The organism is Paenirhodobacter sp. YD-8, assembly GCF_056590935.1.
On record NZ_CM152649.1, the window covers coordinates 1,242,535 to 1,262,493 of the forward strand.

The 19,959-nt window shown below is 69.9% G+C and carries 19 protein-coding genes and 1 pseudogene; 6 read left to right on the plus strand and 14 right to left on the minus strand.

From position 1 onward, the window contains the following. Positions 1-31: 31 nt before the first annotated feature. The 3 genes from AC0QTQ_RS06110 to AC0QTQ_RS06120 are packed head-to-tail and all read right to left on the minus strand — an operon-like array spanning position 32 to position 3,254. A complete protein-coding gene (locus AC0QTQ_RS06110) occupies positions 32-1,198 on the minus strand; it encodes a class I SAM-dependent methyltransferase (RefSeq protein ID WP_480258720.1) in 1,167 nt (388 codons plus the stop codon). Then, positions 1,195-1,974 carry a DUF1365 domain-containing protein gene (locus AC0QTQ_RS06115; protein WP_480258721.1) on the minus strand — a complete coding sequence of 260 codons (780 nt, stop codon included), beginning with the start codon at positions 1,972-1,974 and terminating at the stop codon, positions 1,195-1,197. Before AC0QTQ_RS06115 ends, AC0QTQ_RS06110 begins: the two co-directional genes overlap by 4 nt. After that, complete coding sequence (locus AC0QTQ_RS06120) at positions 1,971-3,254, minus strand: NAD(P)/FAD-dependent oxidoreductase (RefSeq protein WP_480258722.1); 1,284 nt, start codon at positions 3,252-3,254, stop codon at positions 1,971-1,973. Before AC0QTQ_RS06120 ends, AC0QTQ_RS06115 begins: the two co-directional genes overlap by 4 nt. Positions 3,255-3,481: 227 nt before the next feature. Between AC0QTQ_RS06120 and AC0QTQ_RS06125 the strand changes: the two genes are divergently transcribed. From AC0QTQ_RS06125 to AC0QTQ_RS06135, 3 genes are read left to right on the plus strand one after another with little or no spacing between them, the layout of a single operon-like run. Continuing rightward, on the plus strand, positions 3,482-4,033 hold the full coding sequence (locus AC0QTQ_RS06125; protein WP_245965323.1) for a sigma-70 family RNA polymerase sigma factor: 552 nt from the start codon (positions 3,482-3,484) through the stop codon (positions 4,031-4,033). Continuing rightward, the gene (locus AC0QTQ_RS06130) at positions 4,030-4,662 is read left to right on the plus strand and encodes a ChrR family anti-sigma-E factor (RefSeq protein ID WP_121534881.1); all 633 of its coding nucleotides are present in this window, start codon (positions 4,030-4,032) and stop codon (positions 4,660-4,662) included. The genes AC0QTQ_RS06125 and AC0QTQ_RS06130 overlap by 4 nt, the downstream gene beginning before the upstream one ends. 2 nt (positions 4,663-4,664) lie before the next feature. Beyond that, the gene (locus AC0QTQ_RS06135; RefSeq protein ID WP_480258723.1) at positions 4,665-5,399 is read left to right on the plus strand and encodes an SDR family NAD(P)-dependent oxidoreductase; all 735 of its coding nucleotides are present in this window, start codon (positions 4,665-4,667) and stop codon (positions 5,397-5,399) included. Positions 5,400-5,410: 11 nt separating this feature from the next. Here the strand turns inward: AC0QTQ_RS06135 and AC0QTQ_RS06140 are convergent, their stop codons facing one another. The 11 genes and pseudogenes from AC0QTQ_RS06140 to AC0QTQ_RS06190 all read right to left on the minus strand — a co-directional run bounded on the left by AC0QTQ_RS06140 (position 5,411) and on the right by AC0QTQ_RS06190 (position 16,820). Further along, positions 5,411-5,815 carry a DUF2177 family protein gene (locus tag AC0QTQ_RS06140; protein WP_121534883.1) on the minus strand — a complete coding sequence of 135 codons (405 nt, stop codon included), beginning with the start codon at positions 5,813-5,815 and terminating at the stop codon, positions 5,411-5,413. A 27-nt stretch (positions 5,816-5,842) separates the two neighbouring features. Continuing rightward, complete coding sequence (folE, locus tag AC0QTQ_RS06145) at positions 5,843-6,571, minus strand: GTP cyclohydrolase I (RefSeq protein WP_480258724.1); 729 nt, start codon at positions 6,569-6,571, stop codon at positions 5,843-5,845. Positions 6,572-6,824: 253 nt separating this feature from the next. Then, on the minus strand, positions 6,825-7,505 hold the full coding sequence (locus AC0QTQ_RS06150) for an aspartate/glutamate racemase family protein (RefSeq protein WP_480258725.1): 681 nt from the start codon (positions 7,503-7,505) through the stop codon (positions 6,825-6,827). Further along, positions 7,481-8,431 (minus strand): hypothetical protein, encoded by a 951-nt coding sequence (locus AC0QTQ_RS06155; protein WP_480258726.1) that lies wholly within the window; start codon positions 8,429-8,431, stop codon positions 7,481-7,483. The genes AC0QTQ_RS06150 and AC0QTQ_RS06155 overlap by 25 nt, the downstream gene beginning before the upstream one ends. Beyond that, complete coding sequence (locus AC0QTQ_RS06160) at positions 8,428-9,756, minus strand: TRAP transporter large permease (RefSeq protein WP_480259200.1); 1,329 nt, start codon at positions 9,754-9,756, stop codon at positions 8,428-8,430. The genes AC0QTQ_RS06155 and AC0QTQ_RS06160 overlap by 4 nt, the downstream gene beginning before the upstream one ends. Before the next feature lie 186 nt (positions 9,757-9,942). Then, positions 9,943-10,398: pseudogene (locus AC0QTQ_RS06165) on the minus strand (TRAP transporter small permease); the annotation flags it as partial. 44 nt (positions 10,399-10,442) lie between these two features. After that, positions 10,443-11,432 (minus strand): TRAP transporter substrate-binding protein, encoded by a 990-nt coding sequence (locus AC0QTQ_RS06170; RefSeq protein ID WP_480258727.1) that lies wholly within the window; start codon positions 11,430-11,432, stop codon positions 10,443-10,445. 370 nt (positions 11,433-11,802) lie between these two features. Continuing rightward, a complete protein-coding gene (locus AC0QTQ_RS06175) occupies positions 11,803-13,221 on the minus strand; it encodes a hypothetical protein (protein WP_480258728.1) in 1,419 nt (472 codons plus the stop codon). 3 nt (positions 13,222-13,224) lie between these two features. Further along, complete coding sequence (locus tag AC0QTQ_RS06180) at positions 13,225-14,457, minus strand: pyridoxal phosphate-dependent aminotransferase (RefSeq protein WP_480258729.1); 1,233 nt, start codon at positions 14,455-14,457, stop codon at positions 13,225-13,227. Between the two features lie 9 nt (positions 14,458-14,466). Then, the gene (locus tag AC0QTQ_RS06185) at positions 14,467-15,462 is read right to left on the minus strand and encodes a D-2-hydroxyacid dehydrogenase (RefSeq protein ID WP_480258730.1); all 996 of its coding nucleotides are present in this window, start codon (positions 15,460-15,462) and stop codon (positions 14,467-14,469) included. 86 nt (positions 15,463-15,548) lie between these two features. After that, positions 15,549-16,820 carry an NAD(P)/FAD-dependent oxidoreductase gene (locus tag AC0QTQ_RS06190; protein WP_480258731.1) on the minus strand — a complete coding sequence of 424 codons (1,272 nt, stop codon included), beginning with the start codon at positions 16,818-16,820 and terminating at the stop codon, positions 15,549-15,551. A 239-nt stretch (positions 16,821-17,059) separates the two neighbouring features. On the opposite strand from AC0QTQ_RS06190, the gene AC0QTQ_RS06195 reads away from it, so the two are divergent. Genes AC0QTQ_RS06195 through AC0QTQ_RS06205 form a run of 3 tightly spaced genes read left to right on the plus strand, consistent with a single transcriptional unit; the run spans position 17,060 to position 19,932 of the window. Next, on the plus strand, positions 17,060-17,968 hold the full coding sequence (locus AC0QTQ_RS06195) for a LysR substrate-binding domain-containing protein (protein WP_480258732.1): 909 nt from the start codon (positions 17,060-17,062) through the stop codon (positions 17,966-17,968). 54 nt (positions 17,969-18,022) lie between these two features. Beyond that, positions 18,023-18,373, plus strand: a complete 351-nt coding sequence (locus AC0QTQ_RS06200) for a hypothetical protein (protein WP_480258733.1) — start codon at positions 18,023-18,025, stop codon at positions 18,371-18,373. 44 nt (positions 18,374-18,417) lie between these two features. Beyond that, positions 18,418-19,932, plus strand: coding sequence for a multicopper oxidase family protein (locus AC0QTQ_RS06205; RefSeq protein ID WP_480258734.1), 1,515 nt, complete (start codon positions 18,418-18,420; stop codon positions 19,930-19,932). The last annotated feature ends 27 nt before the right edge of the window (positions 19,933-19,959 follow it).

Below are 19,959 nucleotides of genomic sequence, written 5' to 3' on the forward strand. Positions count from 1 at the left end.
GTGACCGCAGCCCCGGGGCCTTGCCGCCCGGTCACGCCCGCGACCGCGCGTGACCGAGCGTGACCTGCACCACGTCGCACCGGCCCGTGGCAAAGGCCGCCGCACAGCCTTCGAGGTAGAATTGCCAGCTGCGCAGGAAGGCATCGCCATAGCCCAGCCGGTTGATCCGCGCGCGCTGATCCAGCATCCGCTGCGCCCAGATCCGGCAGGTGCGGGCATAATCCTGACCGAAGGCATGGGTGTCGCACACCCGCAGCCCGGCTTGCCCTGCCGCATGCGAGATGCTGGCCGAACTAGGCAGCATGCCGCCGGGGAAGACATGCTGGCGGATGAAATCCGAGCGGCGCCGATAGACCGAGAATTCCGCATCGGGCACGGTGATCGCCTGCAGCACGGCCCGACCGCTCTCGGCCAGCCGCGCCCTGATCGCGGCGAAATAGGTCGGCCAGTAGCGTTCGCCCACCGCCTCGATCATCTCGATCGAGACGAGGTTGTCGAACCGGCCCGTGACCGCACGGTAATCCTGCAACCGGATCTCGGCGCGCCCGTCGAGACGGGCATCGGCATAGCCCTTCTGCGCGGGCGAGAGCGTGAGGCCGGTGACGCGATGGCCACGCTCGCTTGCGGCCTCGGCGAAACCGCCCCAGCCGCAACCGATCTCCAGCAGGCTCTCGCCCGGGGCGAGCTGCGACAGGATGCGGTCGTTCTTGCGCGCCTGCGCCCGTTCCAGATCGTCGCCCTCGGCGAAGAGCGCCGAGGAATAGGTCATGCCGGGGTCCAGCCAGAGCTGATAGAACTCGTTGCCCACATCGTAATGGGCGCGGATGTTGCGCGCCGCGCCGCGCAGGCTGTTGGCGCGCACCAGCCGGTCGACCAGCCGCATCCGCCAGGACTGCAGCCGCGTCGGCTCCGACCATTGCGCGAGGCCGGCCTGGTTGCGCATCGCGATCGCCAGCGCCCCCTCGAGCGTGTCGCTGTGCCACTCGCCCGAGATCCAGCCCTCGGCCAGCCCGACATCGCCGCGCAGCATCAGTCGCTGCAGCAGGCGCCAGTCGCGGATCCGGATCTCGGCCTCGGGGCCCTGCGCGCCGAAGTTCAGCCGCGCGCCATCGGGAGTGGTGACGGTCAGCCGTCCCTCGCAGATGCCCTCGAGGGCCGAGAGGAAACGGGTCTGGAGCGCGCGGGTCGCGATGGTCATCGGCTGATCTCCTCATGGGGTGGGGGCGGGCAGGGGCGATAGGCGGCCCCCTTCAGTTTCAGGCGCAGCGCGTGCCAGTAGATCTGGGCGATGACCCGCAGCGCCCCCCCGGGCCGGCGCAGCGCACCGCCCAGGATGACACGGGTCGTGAGCGGCACAAGCGGGCCGGTCATCGCGGTCTCGACCCCGGCTTCGCCGTCGATCTGCGAAATCCGGATCGACAGGCTGTCTGGACGCAGGGCAAAACGAAAGCGGTATTCGCCGGAGATGTCCTGGAACGGCGAGACATGGAAGACCTTGCGCGCGCTCAGCCGGGTGCCGGCGGTGATCGGGGCGCCGTCGGAGGGCACCAGCAGATAGCTGTGGCGCTGCCCGAAGGTGTTGTTGACCTCGGCAATGACCGCGCGCAGGGCGTCGCCCTCGATCAGCATCCAGAAGCTGACCGGATTGAACCCGTAGCCCAGAAAGCGCGGCTGCGTCAGCAGCGCCAGCACCCGAGAGGGACCGCGGTCAAGTCCCGCCCGCGCGAATTGCTCCCAGGCCCAGTCCACCCCCTTGCCCGCCCCGCGCACACCGCCATGATCGCGCCGGTGCAGTGCCAGCAGGTTGAAGCGATCCAGCGACAGCCCGCGCGGAGGGCGCGCGGTTTCCGGCGCCAGAAGAACGTGGTCGGTCCGGCTGCGAAAGCTGTGCGTCAAGGCGCCGCGGCGTGCGTGGGTGATCTCGGCGCGCAGCGCCAGCACCTCGCCCCGCAGCAGGCGCGCGGCCAGCGTCATGGCCGCACCCGGAGCCGCGGCAGGCGTCGCGCGATGCGCCAGGCGCTGGCAAAGCCGTCCTCGTGGAACCCGTTGCGCAGCCATGCCCCGGCAAACCAGGTCCTGCGCGTGCCCTGCAGGGCGGCGATCTTCGCCTGTGCGGCAAGGGCTGCGGCATCGAAGACCGGATGATGGAACGCGACCTCGTCATAGATCAGGCGCTCGTCGATCGGCTGGGTCGGGTTCAGGCTGACAAAGAGCGGGTCGTCCTCGGGGATGCTTTGCAGCCGGTTCATCCAGTAGCTGACATCGACGGCGCCGGTCCCGCTGTCGCCGCGGCTGACCCACGAGCTCCAGCAGCGGCGACGGCGCGGCATCACCCGCGGATCGGCATGCAACACGGTGCGGTTGGGCTGAAAGCGGATCGCCGACAGTGCCGCCTGTTCGGCAGCATCCGCATCGGCGAGCATGCCCAGAGCCTGATCGGGGTGGGTGGCGAGGATCACGTGATCGAAGTCTTCCGCCGTGCCGCCCTCGGCGCGGATCTGCACGCCGGTGCCGTCGCGGCGGATCGACCGCACCGGTGCGCCCTTACGCAGGCGCACCCCGGCGTGCAGCAGTGCCGCCTCGAGCCGCGCGACATAGGACACCGAGCCGCCCGCGACGGTCCACCACTGGTGATGCTGCCCCTTCGACATCAGCCCGTGGTTGCGCATGAACCGCACCAGAGCCTGCGCCGGAAAATCGGCGATCCCCTGATCCGGCGTCGACCAGATCGCGCCGCAGAAGGGATAGAGATAGGCATCGCGGAATCTCGTGCCGAGGCGCATCCGGGCAACCAGCGCGCCGATCGTCAGATCCGGCGCGGCGGCAACCGCGGCCTCGGCCTCCGCGTTGAAGCGCAAGATGTCGCGGATCATCCCGTAGAAGCGCGGATCGGCCAGGTTGCGGCGCTGCCCGAACACCGCATTGGCCGAGCGCAGCGCGTATTCGATGCGCCCGCCATCAAGCGAGACGCCAAAGCTCATGTCGGAGCGGATCACCGGCACGTCGAGGTCCCGGAACAGCCCGGTGAGATGCGGATAATTGGTGTAGTTGAAGACAATGAAACCGGTGTCGACCGGCTGGTCCCCGCGCCGTCCGGCGATCACCGTGCGCGCGTGCCCTCCCAGCCTCGGTTCGGCCTCGTGAAGGGTCACGTGGTGCTCCCGGGAGAGCAGCCAGGCCGCCGCGAGGCCGGAAATGCCACCACCGATGATCGCGATGCGTTGCGGGGCAGCCTGAGTCAGGTCGAATGGCATGGCACATCTTCTTGTTGATCCATCACGGTTACGCTGCCTCGGCGTGTTTGGATCACCGCGCCGGAAATTTTTCCGCGCCGACTGATCCGCGGCGGCCGGTGGCGCGTAGATCGGGCATGGAAACCGTCATTGCACCCGCAAGGTCCAGGCCTCATACCTCGACAATGCCCCTGCCCGGGCAGGGGCGGGAGTGCGCGCGCAACGCACCTATCAGGGGGGAGGCCCCGGTGACCAACGAGCTTTCCGACCTCAGCCGTGACCTGATCGCGGTGCGGGACCATCGCGATCGCGAGGCCTTCGGCCGCCTTTTCGACCACTTCGCGCCGCGCCTGAAGGCGATGATGCTGCGCGGTGGCCTGACCGGCGGCAGTGCGGAAGACCTTGTTCAGGATGTGATGCTGTCGGTCTGGCACAAGGCGGCCCAGTTCGACCCGCACCGTGCCGATGCGGCCGGCTGGATCTACGGCATCGCGCGCAACCGCCGGATCGATCTGGCGCGCCGCAAACCGCTTTCGCAACCCGAGGAAATGCCCGACATGCCCAGCCTCGAGCCGGATGCCGGTCAGGTTCTGGCGCTGCAACAGGAGGCCGGCCACCTCGCGGCGGCCCTGTCCCGCCTCGCCCCGGAACAGGCGGACGCGCTGCGTGCGGCCTATTTCGAAGATCTCCCCCACAGCCGCATCAGCGAGATGACCGGCCTGCCGCTCGGCACCATCAAATCCCGCATCCGCCTCGGTCTCGAACGCCTCAGACACGAGCTGAGGAGCATAGCCCCATGACACATATCGATCACCACATCTCCGACGACCTTATCGATGCCTATCGTGCCGGGCGTCTGCCGCATGCCTTTTCGGTCGTGGTGGCGGCGCATCTTTCGCTCTGCGATGAATGCCGCGCCCGGCACGAGGCGCGCGACATGATTGGCGGCGCGCTGCTGAACCGTGCCGAAGCGGCGACGATCAGCGCCGGGGCGCGCGACCGCATGATGGCCGCGCTCGACACTCCGCCGCCACCGCCCGCGCCGCGCGGCTCGGGCGTGTTCCCGGCCCCGGTGATGGCCGAATTGAAGGGCCGTCCGCCGCGCTGGCGCATGCTGGGCGGCGGCATCCGGCAGCAGATCCTGTCGGCCGATCGCAGCGGATCGCTGCGCCTGCTCTACATTCCGCCGGGCAAGGCGGTGCCCGAGCATGGCCATCGCGGGCTCGAACTGACGCTGGTGTTGCAGGGCAGCTTTGTCGACAGCGAAGGCGCGTTCCGCCGGGGGGACGTCGAGACGGCGCATGACGACATCGACCATCAGCCCGTCGCGGGCCCGGGGGCGCCCTGCATCTGTCTGGCTGCGACCGATGCGCCCTTGCGCTTTCACGCGATGCTGCCGCGACTGCTGCAACCGATGTTCCGGATCTGACCATGACCGCGGTCGCGCAGCGCGTGTGGATCATCGGGGCCAGCGCCGGAATCGGCGCGGCCCTGGCACGGGCCCTCGCGGCGCGCGGCGCACAGCTTGTGCTGTCGGCCCGCGACGCGGTGGCGCTCGCCGCGCTGGCGGACGATTGCGGCGGCGCCACGATTGCGCCGCTCGATCTCGGCCAGCCGGATCAGCTGGCGGCGCATTGCGACCGGTTGCGCACCGAGGCGCCCTTCGATGTGATCATCTGCACGGCAGCCCTCTATGATCCGGGCCGCATCGCCGATCTCGACCCGGCACGGGCCGAGGCGATGGTGCGGGTCAACCTGCTGGGCACGCTCGAGGTGGCGCGGCTTTGCCCGCCGCTGCTTCGCGAGGGCGGGCAACTTGTGCTCTTCGGCTCGGTCGCGGGCTATCTCGGCCTGCCGGGCGGCCAGCCCTATTCCGCGACCAAGGCGGCGATCAACAATCTTGCGGAAAGCCTGGCCGTCGAGCTGGCGCCGCGGGTCGATGTCCGCCTTGTGTGCCCCGGTTTCGTCGCAACTCGGCTGACCGCCAAGAACCGCTTTCCGATGCCCGCGATCGTCACCCCCGAACAGGCGGCCGAGGCGGTGCTGCGCGGCATGGCGCGGCGCGGCTTCGAGATCCACTTTCCGCGTCGCTTCACCTGGCCGCTCAAGCTGCTCCGCCTGCTGCCCCATGCGGTGTCCCTGCGCCTGATGCGGCGGATCGGCTGAGCCGTGCAGGCTCAGCCAAGTTTGCCGCCGAGCACCGCGACCCCCGCCCAGGCGGCGAAGCCCGTCAGCCCCATTCCCCACAGCCCGTCGATCACCACCTGTTGCACCGACCAGTCGCGCAGGGTGGCGTAATTCGTCATCTCGTAGGTGCCGTAGCACAACAGCCCCAGCACCATGCCTCCGAGCAGCGCCTGCACCGGCGCCCCGGCCTTCAGCGCCGGGATCGAGACGAACCACAACACCCCCGCGACATAGGCCAGATAGAACGCCGCTGCCGCCCCGATCCGCATCGGGTCGGCCAGCAGGTGGCCGACATGGCGTTCGAACACCGGACGGATCAGCAACCGGATGCCGATGATGTCGGTCACGAGGAAAGCGGCGGCGGTGGTCAGATACAACAGCGCATAGTTCGCCATGCGGGAGCTCCGTCTGGTCTGGCAGGGTCAGGCGCGTGCGGCGCGGCGCAGGCTCAGGAATTCACGCCGCAGATCCGAGTTCGTCCGGAACGCGCCGCGCATCACCGAATTGGTCATCACCGACTGGTCGTCCTTGACGCCGCGCCAGTGCATGCAGAAGTGATCGGCCTCCATCACCACGGCGAGCCCGTCGGGGCGGATGCGGCGCTCCAGCTCGTCGGCCAGCATGACGACGGCCTCTTCCTGGATCTGCGGACGCGACATGATCCAGTCGGTCAGACGCGCATATTTCGACAGCCCGATCAGTTCGGATGAGGCATTCGGCAGCACTCCGATCCAGACCCGGCCGATGATCGGGCAGAGGTGGTGCGAACAGGCGCTGCGCACCGTGATCGGGCCGACGATCATCAGCTCGTTCAGCCGCGAGACATTGGGAAAGGTGGTCAGCTCGGGCGCGGGGCGATAGCGCCCCGCAAAGACCTCGTCGACGAACATCTTCGCGACGCGCTTTGCGGTCTCGGCGGTGTTGTGGTCGGCGGCGGTGTCGATCACCAGTGCGCTCAGCACGCCCTGCATCCGCTCGGCCACCTCGCGGCGCAGCGCCTCGAGCTCGCCCTCGCGCAGGACGGCCGAGATATTGTCGTTGGCGTGAAAGCGCTGCCCGCTTTCGATCAGACGGGCGCGGATGCGCTCGGACACCGGGGCCGCCCCGGCGGCGTCTTGGGGGGTGGGGTCGGTCATGGAACGGTCCAGCATCGTGTCTCTCCATCCGTGGGGCGGGCCTTGCCTCGCCATGGTCTCGCTGTGTCCGGGCCGCAGGCCCCGTCTCGCTCCGCGCCGGTCGTGCGCGGCCAGACCGGCCCCGGCTTGCGGTGCGGGCGGTTCGCGCGCGCCCTGGAACCTCTACGCGCGACGTGCGGGATCGGATCATTCGACGGCCGGTGCAGTGTCGGCCGGCGAGGCAGGCCCGATCGCGACGTGGTCGGCCCGCGCCGCGATCGGGGCGCGCTCAGGGGGCAATCAGCCTGGCGCCGTCGAGGATCGAGACCACCGGCCGGCCGGTCGCGGCGCGCAGCTGTGCGGCATAGGGAGGCAGGTTGCCGCATTCGAGCACGATCGCGCCGATCTCGGGGGTCCGGGCCACCAGCGCGCAACCGGCGGCACAGACCGAGGCGCCGATGCGTGCGGGATCGAGGCTTTCGGCCTGCGCGGATTTCGCCGCGAGGAAGGTCGCGGCAAAGACCGGGTCGGTGTCCATCCCGGCGATCCGCACCTGATCGGGCGTGCAGCCCGCCGCCGCAAGGGCCGCGGGGCCGAGGCTTGCGCGCGAGGCGGTGAGGATGCCGACCGGCCGCCCGCCGGTCAGGCTGTGCACCATCGGCACCAGCGCGAGCCCCGAGAGCAGCACCGGCACCCGCACTGCGCGGGCGATCTCGGCCTGGACCGAGATCAGGAAGCCGCAGGTCGAGGTGATCAGCACCGCGCCCTCGGCCTCGAGCGCCTGCGCCGCGGCGATGAAGCGCGCGACGATCTCGGGCGTCGGGCGGCCGTCGCGCACCACCTCGGGGCTGCTGACGCCCTCGATCACCCGCAGCCGGGCGGGCAGGTGGTAGCTGCCGACATTGCCGGCATCGCCCGGAATGCGCGGGAAGCGGGTGTCGAGGCTCAGGATTCCGATGAAGGCAGGCATCTGCGGGGCACCGTGTCGAGAAGCGAAAGCAGGAAGGGCGTGGCGTAGATCGGGATCTGCGCGAGCGCGACGAAGAGGCTGATGGTCGGGTCGGGCGGCAGCGCGGCGAGCAGGACCGAGATGTTGCGATTGCCGAAGACGAGGCCGAGGCTTGCGGCCGTGGGCCGGGGCAGGGCGGTGCCGGCAAGCGCACGCGCCACGAGGTTGCCGCCGAGGTTCAGCGTGACGGCAAGGCCGGCAAGCAGCAGCGCCCGCCCCGGGGCGGCCAGCACCTGCGCGCCCACCCCGTCGAGCAGCGGGAAGAGGAAAGCGAGCATGATCAGCGTGCCGATCCCGTCGAAGGCGCGGGCCCGGGCCCCGATCCGGGCGGCGCCCAGCCCCGCGCGCAGCGCGGCGCCGATCGCGATGCCACCCACGAGCATCGCCAGGACCTTGAGCGCGATCCGGGCGGGGTCGATGCCGCCTGCCGCGACGAGCCAGAAGCTCGCCGGCACCAGCAGCGGCGAGAGCAGCGTGCCGAGCAGGGTGAAGCCAAGCGCAAGCCGCGCGTCATAGCCGAGCATCAGCGCGAGGTTCGGCGCCGAGCTGAGCGGCGGCGCCGCGGCGAAGACGAGCAGCACCAGCAGGACCGGCGCGGCGAGGCCGAGCTCCTGCCCGGCGCGGGTCAGCGCAAAGGCGAGGACCGGCTGGAACAGGACCAGCGCCGCGATCAGCGGCAGCGCCCTGCCGGGGCGGGTGAGGTCGCGCAGGGTGGCGCGCAGATCGACGCGGGCGACGGCCAGGCCGATCAGCAGCGCGACGAGCCAGGGCAGGGCGGGGGCCAGCGCGCCGCCGCTCGAGGGCAGGAAGGGCACGGTGACCAGACCCGCGGGCAGGATCAGCCGGGCGTGCCGGCCGATCCATTCGAGAGGGGCGAGGGCGCTCAATTCCCCGCCTGCGTCATCACCTGGGGCAGCCAGGTGGCAAGCCCCGGGAAGGCCACCAGAATCCCCACCATCAGGATCATGATCGCGAACATCGGCAGCGCTGTGCGCGCGATATAGCCCATGTCGTGGCGCGTCATCCCCTGCAGCACGAAGAGGTTGAAGCCGACCGGCGGGGTGATCTGCGCCATCTCGACGACGACGACGATGAAGATGCCGAACCAGATCAGGTCGATCCCGGCCGCGCGGATCATCGGCTCGATGATCGCCATCGTCAGCACCACCGCCGAGATCCCGTCAAGGAACATGCCGATGATGATGTAGAAGACGGTGAGCGCCGCGATCAGCGCCACCGGCGACAGGTGCATCGTGGCGATCCAGCCCGCCAGCGCGCGCGGCACGCCGGTGAAGCCCATCGACAGGGTGAGGAAGCTTGCCCCCATCAGGATCAGCGCGATCATCGCCGAGGTGCGCACCGCGCCGAGCAGGCTGTCGCGGAACGAGACCCAGCTCATCGAGCCCTGCAGCCCGGCCAGCGCCAGCGCGCCGACGACACCGAAGGCCGCGGCCTCGGTCGCGGTGGCAATCCCTGCATACATCGAGCCGATCACCAGCACGATCAGCGCGATCACCGGCAGCAGCAGGACCGAGTTGCGCAGCTTCGCGGCAAGGCTCATCCGCGGCTCGGGCGCGGGGACCTGATCGCGGCGGATGACCGACCAGAGCGCGATATAGCCCATGAAGAGCCCGGCCAGCACGAGCCCCGGCAGCACGCCCGCCATGAACAGGCTGGTGACGCTTTCGCGCACGCTCACGCCATAGACGATCAGCGTCATCGAGGGCGGGATCATCAGGCCGAGGGTGGCGGCGCCGGCCAGGGTGCCGACGATCATGAACTCGGGGTAGCCGCGCCGGCGCAGCTCGGGGATCGACATCTTGCCGACCGTGGTCAGTGTGGCGGCCGAGGAGCCCGAGACTGCCGCGAAGACGGTGCAGCCGACGACATTGGTGTGCAAAAGCCCGCCCGGAAAGCGCGAGAGCCAGGGCGCGAGCCCCTTGAACATGTTCTCGGACAGCTTCGTGCGATAGAGGATCTCGCCCATCCAGATGAACAGCGGCAGCGAGGTCAGCGTCCAGCTCGAGGCGCTGGTCCAGACGGTGATCGCCATTGAGCTGCCGGGATTGCGCGAGGTGAAGCCGAGCATGCCGATATAGGCCACCCCCATCAGCGCCAGCCCGACCCAGAGCCCGGAGCCGAGCAGGAAGAACATCACGAAGAGGAAGACGCTGATCTTCAGCCCGGTCGCGTCGCGGTCGAAGCCGGTCATCGCGTGCAGCGCACCCCAGACGACGAGCAGGCTCAGCCCGAACAGCACGATCCGCGCCAGACGGCCGGCGAGCATGTCGCGCCGCGGCGGGATCAGCGGGCTGTCGGCGCCATAGCTGTCGGTGAACAGCACCCGCAGGAGGTTGTCGATCAGCGCAAGCGCGAAGATCACCGCGCCGACGGCCATGGCGATCTGCGGGATCCACAGCGGCGTGCCGTCCTGGCCCTGCGAGACATCGTTGAACTTCGCGCTCAGGAGCGGCGTGCGCACCGCATGCCAGGCGAAGAACAGCCCGATCACCGAGCCGAGCGCATAGCACCAGATCTCGACGCCGCGGCGCCAGCGCCCGGCGCGGTCGACGAACAGGCTGACGCGGATGTGCTCGTTGCGGGTGAAGGTATAGGCGAGGCCGAGGAAGGAGGCGGTGGCCATCGCATAGCCGGCATAATTCGCCCCGCCCGGCAGCAGCAGGCCGAGCCAGCGAGCGACCATCTGCGCGATGACGATGAGCAGGATCGCGACCAGCGCGATCGCCGCGCCGGCGCCGGCGGTCTTGTAGAGCGAGTCGAGGAGAGGTCTCATGGGCAACGCCTGGACCCGGCGCAGGGCCGGGCGCGAAAGGAGGGGGAGGGAAATGGACATGGCGGGATGACGCGCCCGCCGCGGTGACGGCGGGCGCTTCCGGCTCACTTGGCGCGGTAGGCGTCGAGGATCGCCTTGCCGTCGGCGCCGGTCTGCGCCAGCCAGTCGGCGGTCATCGTGTCGCCGATCGTCTTCAGCCCGGCGGCGAGTTCCGGCGAGGGATCGGCGATGGTCATGCCGTTGTCGCCCAGCGTCTTGACGAAGCCGTCGGCCAGGCTCTCGGCCTCTTTGGTGCCGCGGGTCTGGGCGGTCTCGGCGGCCGAGGTGAGGCAGGACTGCACCTCGGCGGGCAGCGCCGCGAAGGCCTCGGTGTTGACGAAGACGGTGTTGCGCGGCAGCCAGGCCTTCACGTCATAGAAGTGGCTCATGTCCTCCCAGACCTTCTCATCGACGCCGGTCGAGCCCGATGAGATCATCGAGGCGACGACGCCGGTGGCGAGCGCCTGTTTCAGCTCCGAGGCCTCGATCTGCGTCGGGATCATCCCCGACAACTCGGCGACCCTTGCGGTGGTGGCGTTGTAGGCGCGGAACTTGACCCCCTTCATGTCGGCGACGGAGTTGATCTGCTTGTCGAAATACATCCCCTGCGCGGGCCACGGCACGGAGTAGAGCAGGGTCAGCCCCTGCGCCGCCAGCACCTTCGACAGCACCGGCTTCGCCGCGTCGCGCAGCTTGTCCGAAGCCTCGAAGGAGGAGGCGAGGAAGGGCACCGAGTCATAGGCGAAGATCGGGTTCTCGTTCGCATGGGCCGAAAGCAGCCGCTCGCCGATCTGCGCCTCGCCCATCTGCACCGCGCGCTTGATCTCGTCGCCCTTGAACAGCGAGCCGCCGGGATGGACGGTGATCTCGAGCGCGCCGCCCGAGCAGGTCTTCACGTCTTCGGCGAAGGCCACGTCATTCTTCGTCTGATAGTTGTCGGCCGGATAGGCGACGGGCATGTCCCAGTTTTCGGCATGGGCGGCGGTGATCATCGCCGAGGCCAGCACGACGGACGGAAGCAGGGCGGAGGGAAGCAGGGGGAGGAGGGGTTTCATCGGGGCATCTCTCTGTTGGTCATTGTTGTGATTGGGGCGTTGGCCGCCCTTCTTCCCAGTGTTGTCAGAAACGGACAGGTGCGCCCATTTCCGAATATTTGCGCGTGCATGACAAAAAGTCATGACGGCGATGAGTGCGAGGCGGGGGCGGGCAGGGCGACGGGCCCAGCCCGGGGGAACGATCGCCCGGGGCCCGCTGATGCCGGCGCCCGCCCGGAAGAGGCCACGCTGATGCGCGGGCATCCGGTCTTGCAGGAAAGGGCCGCAGACGCGGCGGCTGTAGCGGGAATGGCCGGGCGGGGCGCCCTTGCAGGCGTCGAGGACGTTCTCGTCCAAAGGCGGTGATCGCGGTCATGGTGGCGCCTCCGGGTTACAGCCCGAGGCGATAGGCAAGGCTGACCGTTGCCGCGCCCAGCAACAGCAACAGCAAGGCATAGGGCAGGTTCCAGCGATGCGCGATCCGGCGCGAGGAGGTGGCGCAGAACCGTCCGGCAATCAGCGTCATCGCGCTGATCGGCGAGACGCAGATCGCCAGCCCCCAGCCGATGCAGAGCGCGAGGCCAAGCGCGACCGGATGCTCGAGGCCGAGCGGCGTGTGCCCGAGCAGCTGCGCCCCCATCACCACGACGATCGAATTCGGCAGGTAGACCGCGGCCGCGGCGGGCACGGCGACGAGGCAGGCGAGCGCGAGCGGCAACCCGGCAAAGCGGCTTCCGGCGAGCGCCTCCCACAGTGGCGAGGCCTGCAGCGCCAGCGACAGCACCGCGCCGATCACATTGGCCGACAGGAAGATCGCGCTTTCCGAGCGCAGGTCGGCCAGCGCCGCCAGCGCCTGACCAAGCCGCGTGCCGAAGCCGTCCGCGGCATGACGGCTTTCAAGCGCCAGCCAGATCAGCGCGAAGACCGGCAGCACGGTGACCGAGGCGATGGTGAAGCCGACGCCAAGCCCGACGTGGATCGCCCAGGTGGCGCCGAGCAGCCCGGCCGAGATCGCCAGCGTGACGGCCAGCGCGGCGCCCGAGCCTTGCAGATCCGCGGCGGGGGCGGCGTCACGCGGCATCCGCGCCTCGGCCGGCAGCAGCGGCCAGAGCGCGCCGATCGCCACCGCGACGGCCGAGAACAGGAAGGCCGCGCCGACAAGCCGCAGCGGCTCGAGCGCGGGCAGCCCGGCGCTGACGATGGCAAAGCCCAGCCCGATCGGCGACCAGATCGAGACCAGCGCCGCGCCGCGCATCGCCGCCATCACCATCGCGCGCCGCGCCGGGTCGCGGCTGACGTCGCGGCCGTCGCGCGGCTGGGTCAGGTCGCCGATCATCGCGATGATGCCGACGTTGAACATCAGGCTCATGAAATGCGCGCCGGCAAACAGCGCGGCAAAGCGGCGCCGCGGCGGAAAGGCGAGCAGGTATTCGGTCGCGGCGAGCGTGGTCTCGGCGCGCCGCACCGGCTGGCGCAGCAGGCCCAGAACCATCATCAGCGCGGCAAAGCCGGTGCCCTGCACCAGCGCCGAGGCGAGCAGCCCCGGTGCCGTGGCGGGCGCCACCGCCAACGCCAGCGCGCCAAGCGCCGCGGCGAGCGCGAAGAAGACGCGTGCGAGCGGGATCAGCCGGCGCCACTGCGTCGCGATCCACACGACGGCCAGCGCCGCCGCCGCCCGCATCGGCCCGAGGTGATGCGAGAACGCGCCGACGACCAGGCACAGCAGCATCGCGATCTGCAGCCAGACCGCGGGCGGCAGGGCGGGCAGGGCAAGGGGGCGCGCGGGGGCGGGGCGTGTCTCGGGGGGCATCGGTCAGGCCTTCCGGCTCAGGGTGGCGCAGGCGTCACGGATCCGGCGCATCGCTTCGGCGAGCTCGGCCGTTCCGGTGGCATAGGAGATCCGGAAGAACGGCGACAGGCCGAAAGCGGCACCCGGCACCATCGCGACCTGTGCGGTCTCGAGGATCCAGGAACAGAAGTCGCGGTCGGTGGCCAGCACCTCGCCCGTGGGCGTGGTGGCGCCAAGGAGGCCCGCGCAGCTTGCGAAGGCATAGAAGGCGCCCTCGGGCCGGCGGCACGACAGCCCCGGGATCGCGTTCAGCGCCTCGACGACAAGGTCGCGGCGGGCGCGGAAGCTTTCGGCGCGGTCAGTGAGGAAGTCCTGCGGCCCGTTCAGCGCCTCGACCGCCGCCGCCTGCGCGATCGAGCAGGGGTTCGAGGTCGACTGGCTCTGCACCACCGCCATCGCTGCGATCAGCGGTGCAGGGCCGGCACCATAGCCGATCCGCCAGCCGGTCATCGCATAGGCCTTGGAAACCCCGTTCACGATCAGGATGCGGTCGCGCAGCCCGGGCGCCAGCGCTGCGGGCGAGACCGCGCGGAAGCCGTCGTAGACGATATGCTCGTAGATCTCGTCCGACATCAGCCAGACCTGCGGGTGCCGTTCGAGCGCCGCCAGAAGCGCCAGAAGTGACGATGCGTCATAGGCTGCGCCCGTCGGGTTCGAGGGCGCGTTCAGCATCAGCCAGCGGGTGCGCGGCGTGATCGCCGCCTCGAGCTTTTCGGGCGTCAGGCGGAACCCGTCCGCCTCGCCGCAGGCGATGGTGACGGCGGTGCCGCCGGCGATCTCGACCATCGCGGAATAGGTGGTCCAGTAGGGCATCGGGATGATGACCTCGTCGCCCGGATCAAGCGTCGCCATCAGCGCGTTGTAGATCACCTGCTTGGCGCCGGCGGCGACGGTGATCTCGTTTTGCGCGAAGTCGAGCCCGTTCTCGCGACGGAATTTCGCCACCAGCGCCGCCTTCAGCGCCGGCGTGCCGTCGAGCGCGGTGTATTTCGTCTCGCCGGCCAGCATCGCGCGATGCGCCGCCTCGATCACGTTCGGCGGCGTGTCGAAGTCGGGCTCGCCCGCGCCAAGCACGATGACGGGCAGGCCCGCGCGTTTCATCTCGGCCGCGCGCGCGCCGATGCGCAGGATCTCCGAGACCTGTTGCGTCGCCAGTCGGCGGGCGCGGCGGAAGCCGGTGTTCGGGATGTCGGGCATGGGCTGACCTCAGACGATGCGGTTGACCAGCGCCTCGTCGCCCGCCCACAGACGGTCGAGGTTGCGCTCGAGGATGCTCAGGACATTGAGCTCGTAGTTGCGGGTCTCGCCCGCCGCATGCGGGGTGAGCACGACATTCGGCAGCGACCAGAGCGGGCTGTCCGCGGGCAGGGGCTCGGTCGCGGTCACGTCAAGTCCGGCGCCGGCGATGCGACCCTCGGTCAGCGCCGCGATCAGCGCCGCCTCGTCGACGCAGCCGCCGCGGGCGACGTTGATGAACTGCGCGGTGGGTTTCATCAGGGCGATTGCCCCGGCATCGATCAGGTTCGCGGTTTCCTCGGTCAGCGGGCAGCTCAGCACGACGACATCTGCCTCGGGCAGCACCGCCTTCAGGTCATGAAAGCTGCGGATCTCGTCGGCCGCGCCCTTGCCCTTGGCGGGATCGCGACGCAGCCCGATCACCCGCATGTCGAGGGCCCTGGCGATGCGCGCGATGCGGTCGCCGATGCCGCCGGTGCCGACGATCACCATCACCTTGCCCGGCAGCTCGTCCTCGCGCGCCATCGGGTCGGTCTGCTCGGGGCGCCAGATCCTCGCGGACTGGTTGTCGCGGGCGAGCGCCAGGCGGCGGGTGAGCGAGAGCATCAGCCCGATCGCATGTTCGGACACCGCGTTCTTGTTCACCCCCTGACCCGAGGCAAGGCGGATGCCGCGCGCGGCGAAGGCCGCCTTGTCATACTGGTTCGTGCCGGAGCTGACCGACTGGATGTATTTCAGCTTCGGCGCATGGGCGAGCAGGTCGTTCTGCCACAGGCCGGAGACGACGAGCACATCCGCTTCGGGCAGGGCCGCGGCAAGATCGGCACGGGTCGAGACCTGCGCCGTGGTGATGCCGCTGCCGCGGGCATCGAAGATCGGCTTCATGTCATAGGCGCCGTGGGCGAAAAGGATGTGCAGCCTGTCCTTGGGCGGCAGCAGGGAGGTCATCGTGTCATGCTTGGTCATGGCAATATCCTGATCTCGGGGTGTGAGAGGCCGGGCCGCGGGGAGGGCGGCCTGAGGCGGGGGAAGGGGCGCGGAAGAAACGGGGCTCAGCCGAAGCGGCTGGCCGCGAAGGGGGCGATGTCGATCGGCGGTTCGCGGCCGTCGATCAGCGCGGCGACGATCTCGGCGGTCATCGGCGCGGAGGAAAGGCCGATATGGCCGTGGCCGAAGGCATGGAGGACCTGCGGGCAGCCGCGCGCCGCGCAGATCACCGGCTTGCCGTCCGGGGTGGAGGGGCGGTTGCCCTGCCAGCGCCGCGCGCTGCGGTCGGTCTCGGGCCGGTCAAGCCCGGGCCAGGTGCGCTTGAGGTGGCCAAGCAGGATGTCGGCGCGGCGCCAGTCGGGGGCGGCATCGTCCGAGGCAAGCTCGACCTGACCCGAGGCGCGCAACCCGCCGGTGGTCATCACATTCGCCATCTTGCCGTCCTGCGGCATCACCGGGACCGCAAGCTCGACGGCGGGATCGGCAATCTCGACGTAATAGCCGCGCTCGCTTTCCATCGGGATGCACTCGCCCGCCGCCCGGGCGAGCCGCTTCGAGCGTACGCCGGAGGCGATCACCGCCGCGTCGCAGGGGATCTCTCCTGCGGCGGTGCGCACCGCGCGCAGCCGGCCGTTCTCGATCGCAAGGCCGGTGGCCGCGGTGGCGCGCAAGGTCGCCCCACCGCGCACCGCCGCCGCGACGAGCGCCGCGACATAGCCGCCTGGATCGGTGCAATGCCCGCCCTCGGTCAGCTCGATCGCGAAGTGATAGGTGGGGGCGAGCGCCGGCAGCCGCCGGTGCAGCTCGGCCGCGTCAAGCGCGCGCATCTGCACGCCGAACTTGCGCCGCAGGCCCCAGCTGAGGGCCTCGGTCTCGAAGGCAGCGCGGTCGGCAAAGGCATAGATCAGCCCGTCGCGACGGATCAGGTCGGGCCGGCCGATCGCCTCGGCCTGCGCGGCATGGCGGGCAGGGGCGTCGCGCAGAAGCTGCGACAGCGCGGCGGCGGTGCGCTCGACCCGGGCCGCGGTGATGCCCGAGAGCAGGAAGCGCCACAGCCAGGGCAGCAGCCGGGGCAGGTGACGCCAGCGGATCGTCAGCGCGCCGGTCGGGTCGAGCAGATAGCCTGGCACCTGCTTCCACAGCCCCGGGCCCGACATCGGGATGATCGAGGCGGGGCTGAGGAAGGCGCCGTTGCCGTGGCTGGCGGCCTGGGACCCGCCGGGCGTGCCCGGCTCGATCAGGGTGACGCGGTGCCCCTCCTGCACGAGGCGGAGCGCGGTCGTGGCGCCGATGATGCCCGCGCCGATGACGACGACATGTTTCGAGTTTGCAGCCATGGCGCAAACCTCTCCGTGCTGGAATGATTTTCCCGCATGGCGGGCTGCGGCGCGCCGGGGCCGTCGGGGCCCGGAACGCAGCGCCATGCCGGAAGATCATCGTGTATTTCTTGCGCCGTGCCCATGTTTTGGGCGTTGGCGAGCGGTGTTTTCCTGCCTCAGTCATGGCAGTGCGTTGCCCGGCTGAAAACTCTTGAAATCGTCACTTCGTCATGAGTTTTGGTCATGAGGAGGCCGTGATGCGCAGATTCCTTCCGTCCCTTTCCGCCCTGCTGGCCTTCGAGTCGGCCGGCCGCCATGGCAGCTTCACCAAGGCCGCCGAGGATCTGGCGATCACCCAGAGCGGGGTCAGCCGGCAGATCGGCAATCTCGAGACCTTCCTCGGCGTGCGGCTGTTCGAGCGGATCGGCTCGCGCATCGTGCTGACCAATGCCGGCGGCGCCTATCTGAAGGAGATCTCGCGGCTTCTCGACGAGATCGAGCGCGCCTCGATCGACACGGTGCGCGGCCGCAAGCTTGATGACCGGCTGCTGATCTGCGCCCATCCGACGCTGTCCTCGCGCTGGCTGACGCCGCGGCTGCAGGGCTTTCTCACCGCCAACCCGGCGGTGATGATCGAGATCACCACCGCGACGCAGGGGCTCGACTTCGAGGCGACCGAGGTCGACATCGCGATCCTGCGCGGGCGTGGCTCGTGGCGCGGCGCGATCTCCTATGAGCTCTTCAAGGAAGAGATCGCCGTCGTCGCCTCGCCCCGGCTGATCCCGCGCGGCGAGACCCCGGCGACGCTTGATTTCGGCGCGACCCCGACATTGCAGAACGCCAGCCGCTCGGACCTGTGGCTGACCTGGCTGCGGCAGTCGCGGGTGCCGCATTCGGGCGCGATCCAGGGGCCGCGCCTGCCGCACAGCGAGCTGCTGATCTCGGCCGCGGTGAACGGGCTTGGCCTTGCCGTGGTGCCGGTGCCCTATGTCGAGGCCGAGCTTGCCCGCGGCGAGCTGTGGATGCCCTTCGGCCCGCCGGTGCCGACCGAGGACAGCTATTGGGTCGTCTATCCCGAGCATCGCAGCGACAATGCCGCGGCGATGCAGTTCCGCAGCTGGCTGCAGCGCCACGCTCGCCGCTCGGCCGGGGGCGAGCGCGGCTGAGCGTGGACGCGAAAGTGATCTGACAGCGGCGGCGCGATCGGCTAGGCTTGTGGCATGTCGTTCGTGTCCGCCCTTCTGCGCCTCGTGATCGTCGCGGTTTTCGCGGCGGGGCTTGGCCTGCCCGCGGCACCTGCGACGGCAGCCCCGATGCCGATGCCGATGCCGATGCCGATGCCGATGCCGGCGATGGCGCAGATGCACGCGGCCCATCATGCTCTGCCCGATGCGGCGCCGATGCCGACCGACGAAAGCTGCCGGGCGCATTGCCTGGGCGTCAGCGTGCTGGTGGTGCCGGCGATGCCCATCCCGCATGCCGTGCGCGTCGTGCCGCTGCATGTGGTGGCGCTGGTCGAGACCGCGCCCTCGCTCTGGCCCCTGCCCGAGGGGCATCCGCCCCGCGTCTGATCCTCCGTCCCGACCCTCGTCGACACTTTTTCCCGGAGATCATCATGACCCGACTTTCCCGCCGCGGCTTTCTGGCCGCTTCTGCGGCCGCGTCCGCATCGCTTGTGCTGCCCGCGCGCGTGCGCGCCGCCACCGACAGTTTCGCCCTGACCGCCACCACCCGGGTGATCGAGGTGCAGGGCCGCGCCGCCACCGTGATGGGGCTGGTGAACGCGCAAGGCGGCCTTGGCCTGACACTCGCCCCCGGCCAACGCTTCCGCACCGATCTGACGAACGCACTCGAGATCGAGACGATCGTGCACTGGCATGGGCAGATCCCGCCCAATGCCCAGGACGGTGTGCCGAACACCAACCCGATGCTGAAACCGGGCGAGACCCGCGCCTATGATTTCGCGCCGCGCCCCGGCACCTTCTGGATGCACAGCCACATCCCCGAGCAGGAGATCGGCCTGCTTGCCGCGCCGCTGATCGTGCGCCGGCCCGAGGAGGTCGCGGCCGACCGGCAGGAGGTGGTGATGTTCCTGCACGATTTCGCCTTCCGCACGCCGCAGGAGGTGCTGGCCGAGGTGACCGGCGGCACTGCGATCGATCACACCGCCATGGACCATTCGGCGATGCCGATGGGCGGCGGCATGGCGGGCATGTCCGGCATGGGGGCGATGGCGGGGATGCAGGGCATGGGTGACATGGCCTCGATGATGCCCGGCGCCGGCGGCATGTCCGGCATGATGGGCGGCATGGCGATGGACCTGAACGACTTCGACTTCGACGCCTATCTCGCCAATGACCGTACCCTCGACGACCCGGAGGTGATCGCGGTCGAGCGTGGCGGCCGGGTGCGGCTGCGGGTGGTGAACGGCGCCGCGATGACGGCGTTCTGGATCGACCTCGGCGCGGTGACCGGGCGGCTCGTGGCGGTCGATGGCGAGCCGGTGGTGCCGCTCTCGGGCACGCGCTTTGCGGCCGCGCCGGCGCAGCGGCTCGACATCGAGTTCGAGCTGCCCGCGGATGGCACGGCGCTGCCGGTCCTTGCCCTGCGCGAGGGCGCGCGCGAGCGCACCGGCATCGTGCTGGCCCCGAAGGGCGCTGCGGTGCCGAAGCTCGCGGGGCTGTCCGAGGCCGATCACCCGCCGGTTTCGGGCGACATGACGCAGGAGCTTGCACTGCGCGCCGCCGCGCCGCTGGCCGCGCGCCCGGTGCAGAACGGGCAGATGGTGATGCTGACGGGATCGATGCAGCCCTATCTGTGGACGATCAACGGCCGGACCTGGGAGAATCGCATTCCGGTCGCGGCGAAGAGCGGCGAGCGGGTCGAGCTGATGTTCCACAACATGTCGATGATGGCGCATCCGATGCACCTGCACGGTCATGTCTTCCAGGTGGTCGAGGTGAACGGCACCCGCTTCGCGGGGGCGCTGCGCGACACCGTGCATGTGCCGGCGATGGGCAGCGTGACGATTGCCTTCGATGCCGGCGAGGCCGCGCCCTGGATGCTGCATTGCCATCACATGGGGCATCTGGCTAGCGGGATGATGACGGAACTCGCCGTCTCGGCCTGACACGAAAAGGGCCGTCCCGGCGACGGG

Bases quoted from the DNA above. Each gene is read 5' to 3' on its own strand.
- AC0QTQ_RS06110 (WP_480258720.1), bottom strand. From the start codon at position 1,198: ATGACCATCGCGACCCGCGCGCTCCAGACCCGTTTCCTCTCGGCCCTC.
- AC0QTQ_RS06115 (WP_480258721.1), bottom strand. From the start codon at position 1,974: ATGACGCTGGCCGCGCGCCTGCTGCGGGGCGAGGTGCTGGCGCTGCGC.
- AC0QTQ_RS06120 (WP_480258722.1), bottom strand. From the start codon at position 3,254: ATGCCATTCGACCTGACTCAGGCTGCCCCGCAACGCATCGCGATCATC.
- AC0QTQ_RS06130 (WP_121534881.1), top strand. From the start codon at position 4,030: ATGACACATATCGATCACCACATCTCCGACGACCTTATCGATGCCTAT.
- AC0QTQ_RS06135 (WP_480258723.1), top strand. From the start codon at position 4,665: ATGACCGCGGTCGCGCAGCGCGTGTGGATCATCGGGGCCAGCGCCGGA.
- AC0QTQ_RS06140 (WP_121534883.1), bottom strand. From the start codon at position 5,815: ATGGCGAACTATGCGCTGTTGTATCTGACCACCGCCGCCGCTTTCCTC.
- folE (WP_480258724.1), bottom strand. From the start codon at position 6,571: ATGCTGGACCGTTCCATGACCGACCCCACCCCCCAAGACGCCGCCGGG.
- AC0QTQ_RS06150 (WP_480258725.1), bottom strand. From the start codon at position 7,505: ATGCCTGCCTTCATCGGAATCCTGAGCCTCGACACCCGCTTCCCGCGC.
- AC0QTQ_RS06160 (WP_480259200.1), bottom strand. From the start codon at position 9,756: ATGACCGGCTTCGACCGCGACGCGACCGGGCTGAAGATCAGCGTCTTC.
- AC0QTQ_RS06170 (WP_480258727.1), bottom strand. From the start codon at position 11,432: ATGAAACCCCTCCTCCCCCTGCTTCCCTCCGCCCTGCTTCCGTCCGTC.
- AC0QTQ_RS06175 (WP_480258728.1), bottom strand. From the start codon at position 13,221: ATGCCCCCCGAGACACGCCCCGCCCCCGCGCGCCCCCTTGCCCTGCCC.
- AC0QTQ_RS06180 (WP_480258729.1), bottom strand. From the start codon at position 14,457: ATGCCCGACATCCCGAACACCGGCTTCCGCCGCGCCCGCCGACTGGCG.
- AC0QTQ_RS06185 (WP_480258730.1), bottom strand. From the start codon at position 15,462: ATGACCAAGCATGACACGATGACCTCCCTGCTGCCGCCCAAGGACAGG.
- AC0QTQ_RS06190 (WP_480258731.1), bottom strand. From the start codon at position 16,820: ATGGCTGCAAACTCGAAACATGTCGTCGTCATCGGCGCGGGCATCATC.
- AC0QTQ_RS06195 (WP_480258732.1), top strand. From the start codon at position 17,060: ATGCGCAGATTCCTTCCGTCCCTTTCCGCCCTGCTGGCCTTCGAGTCG.
- AC0QTQ_RS06200 (WP_480258733.1), top strand. From the start codon at position 18,023: ATGTCGTTCGTGTCCGCCCTTCTGCGCCTCGTGATCGTCGCGGTTTTC.
- AC0QTQ_RS06205 (WP_480258734.1), top strand. From the start codon at position 18,418: ATGACCCGACTTTCCCGCCGCGGCTTTCTGGCCGCTTCTGCGGCCGCG.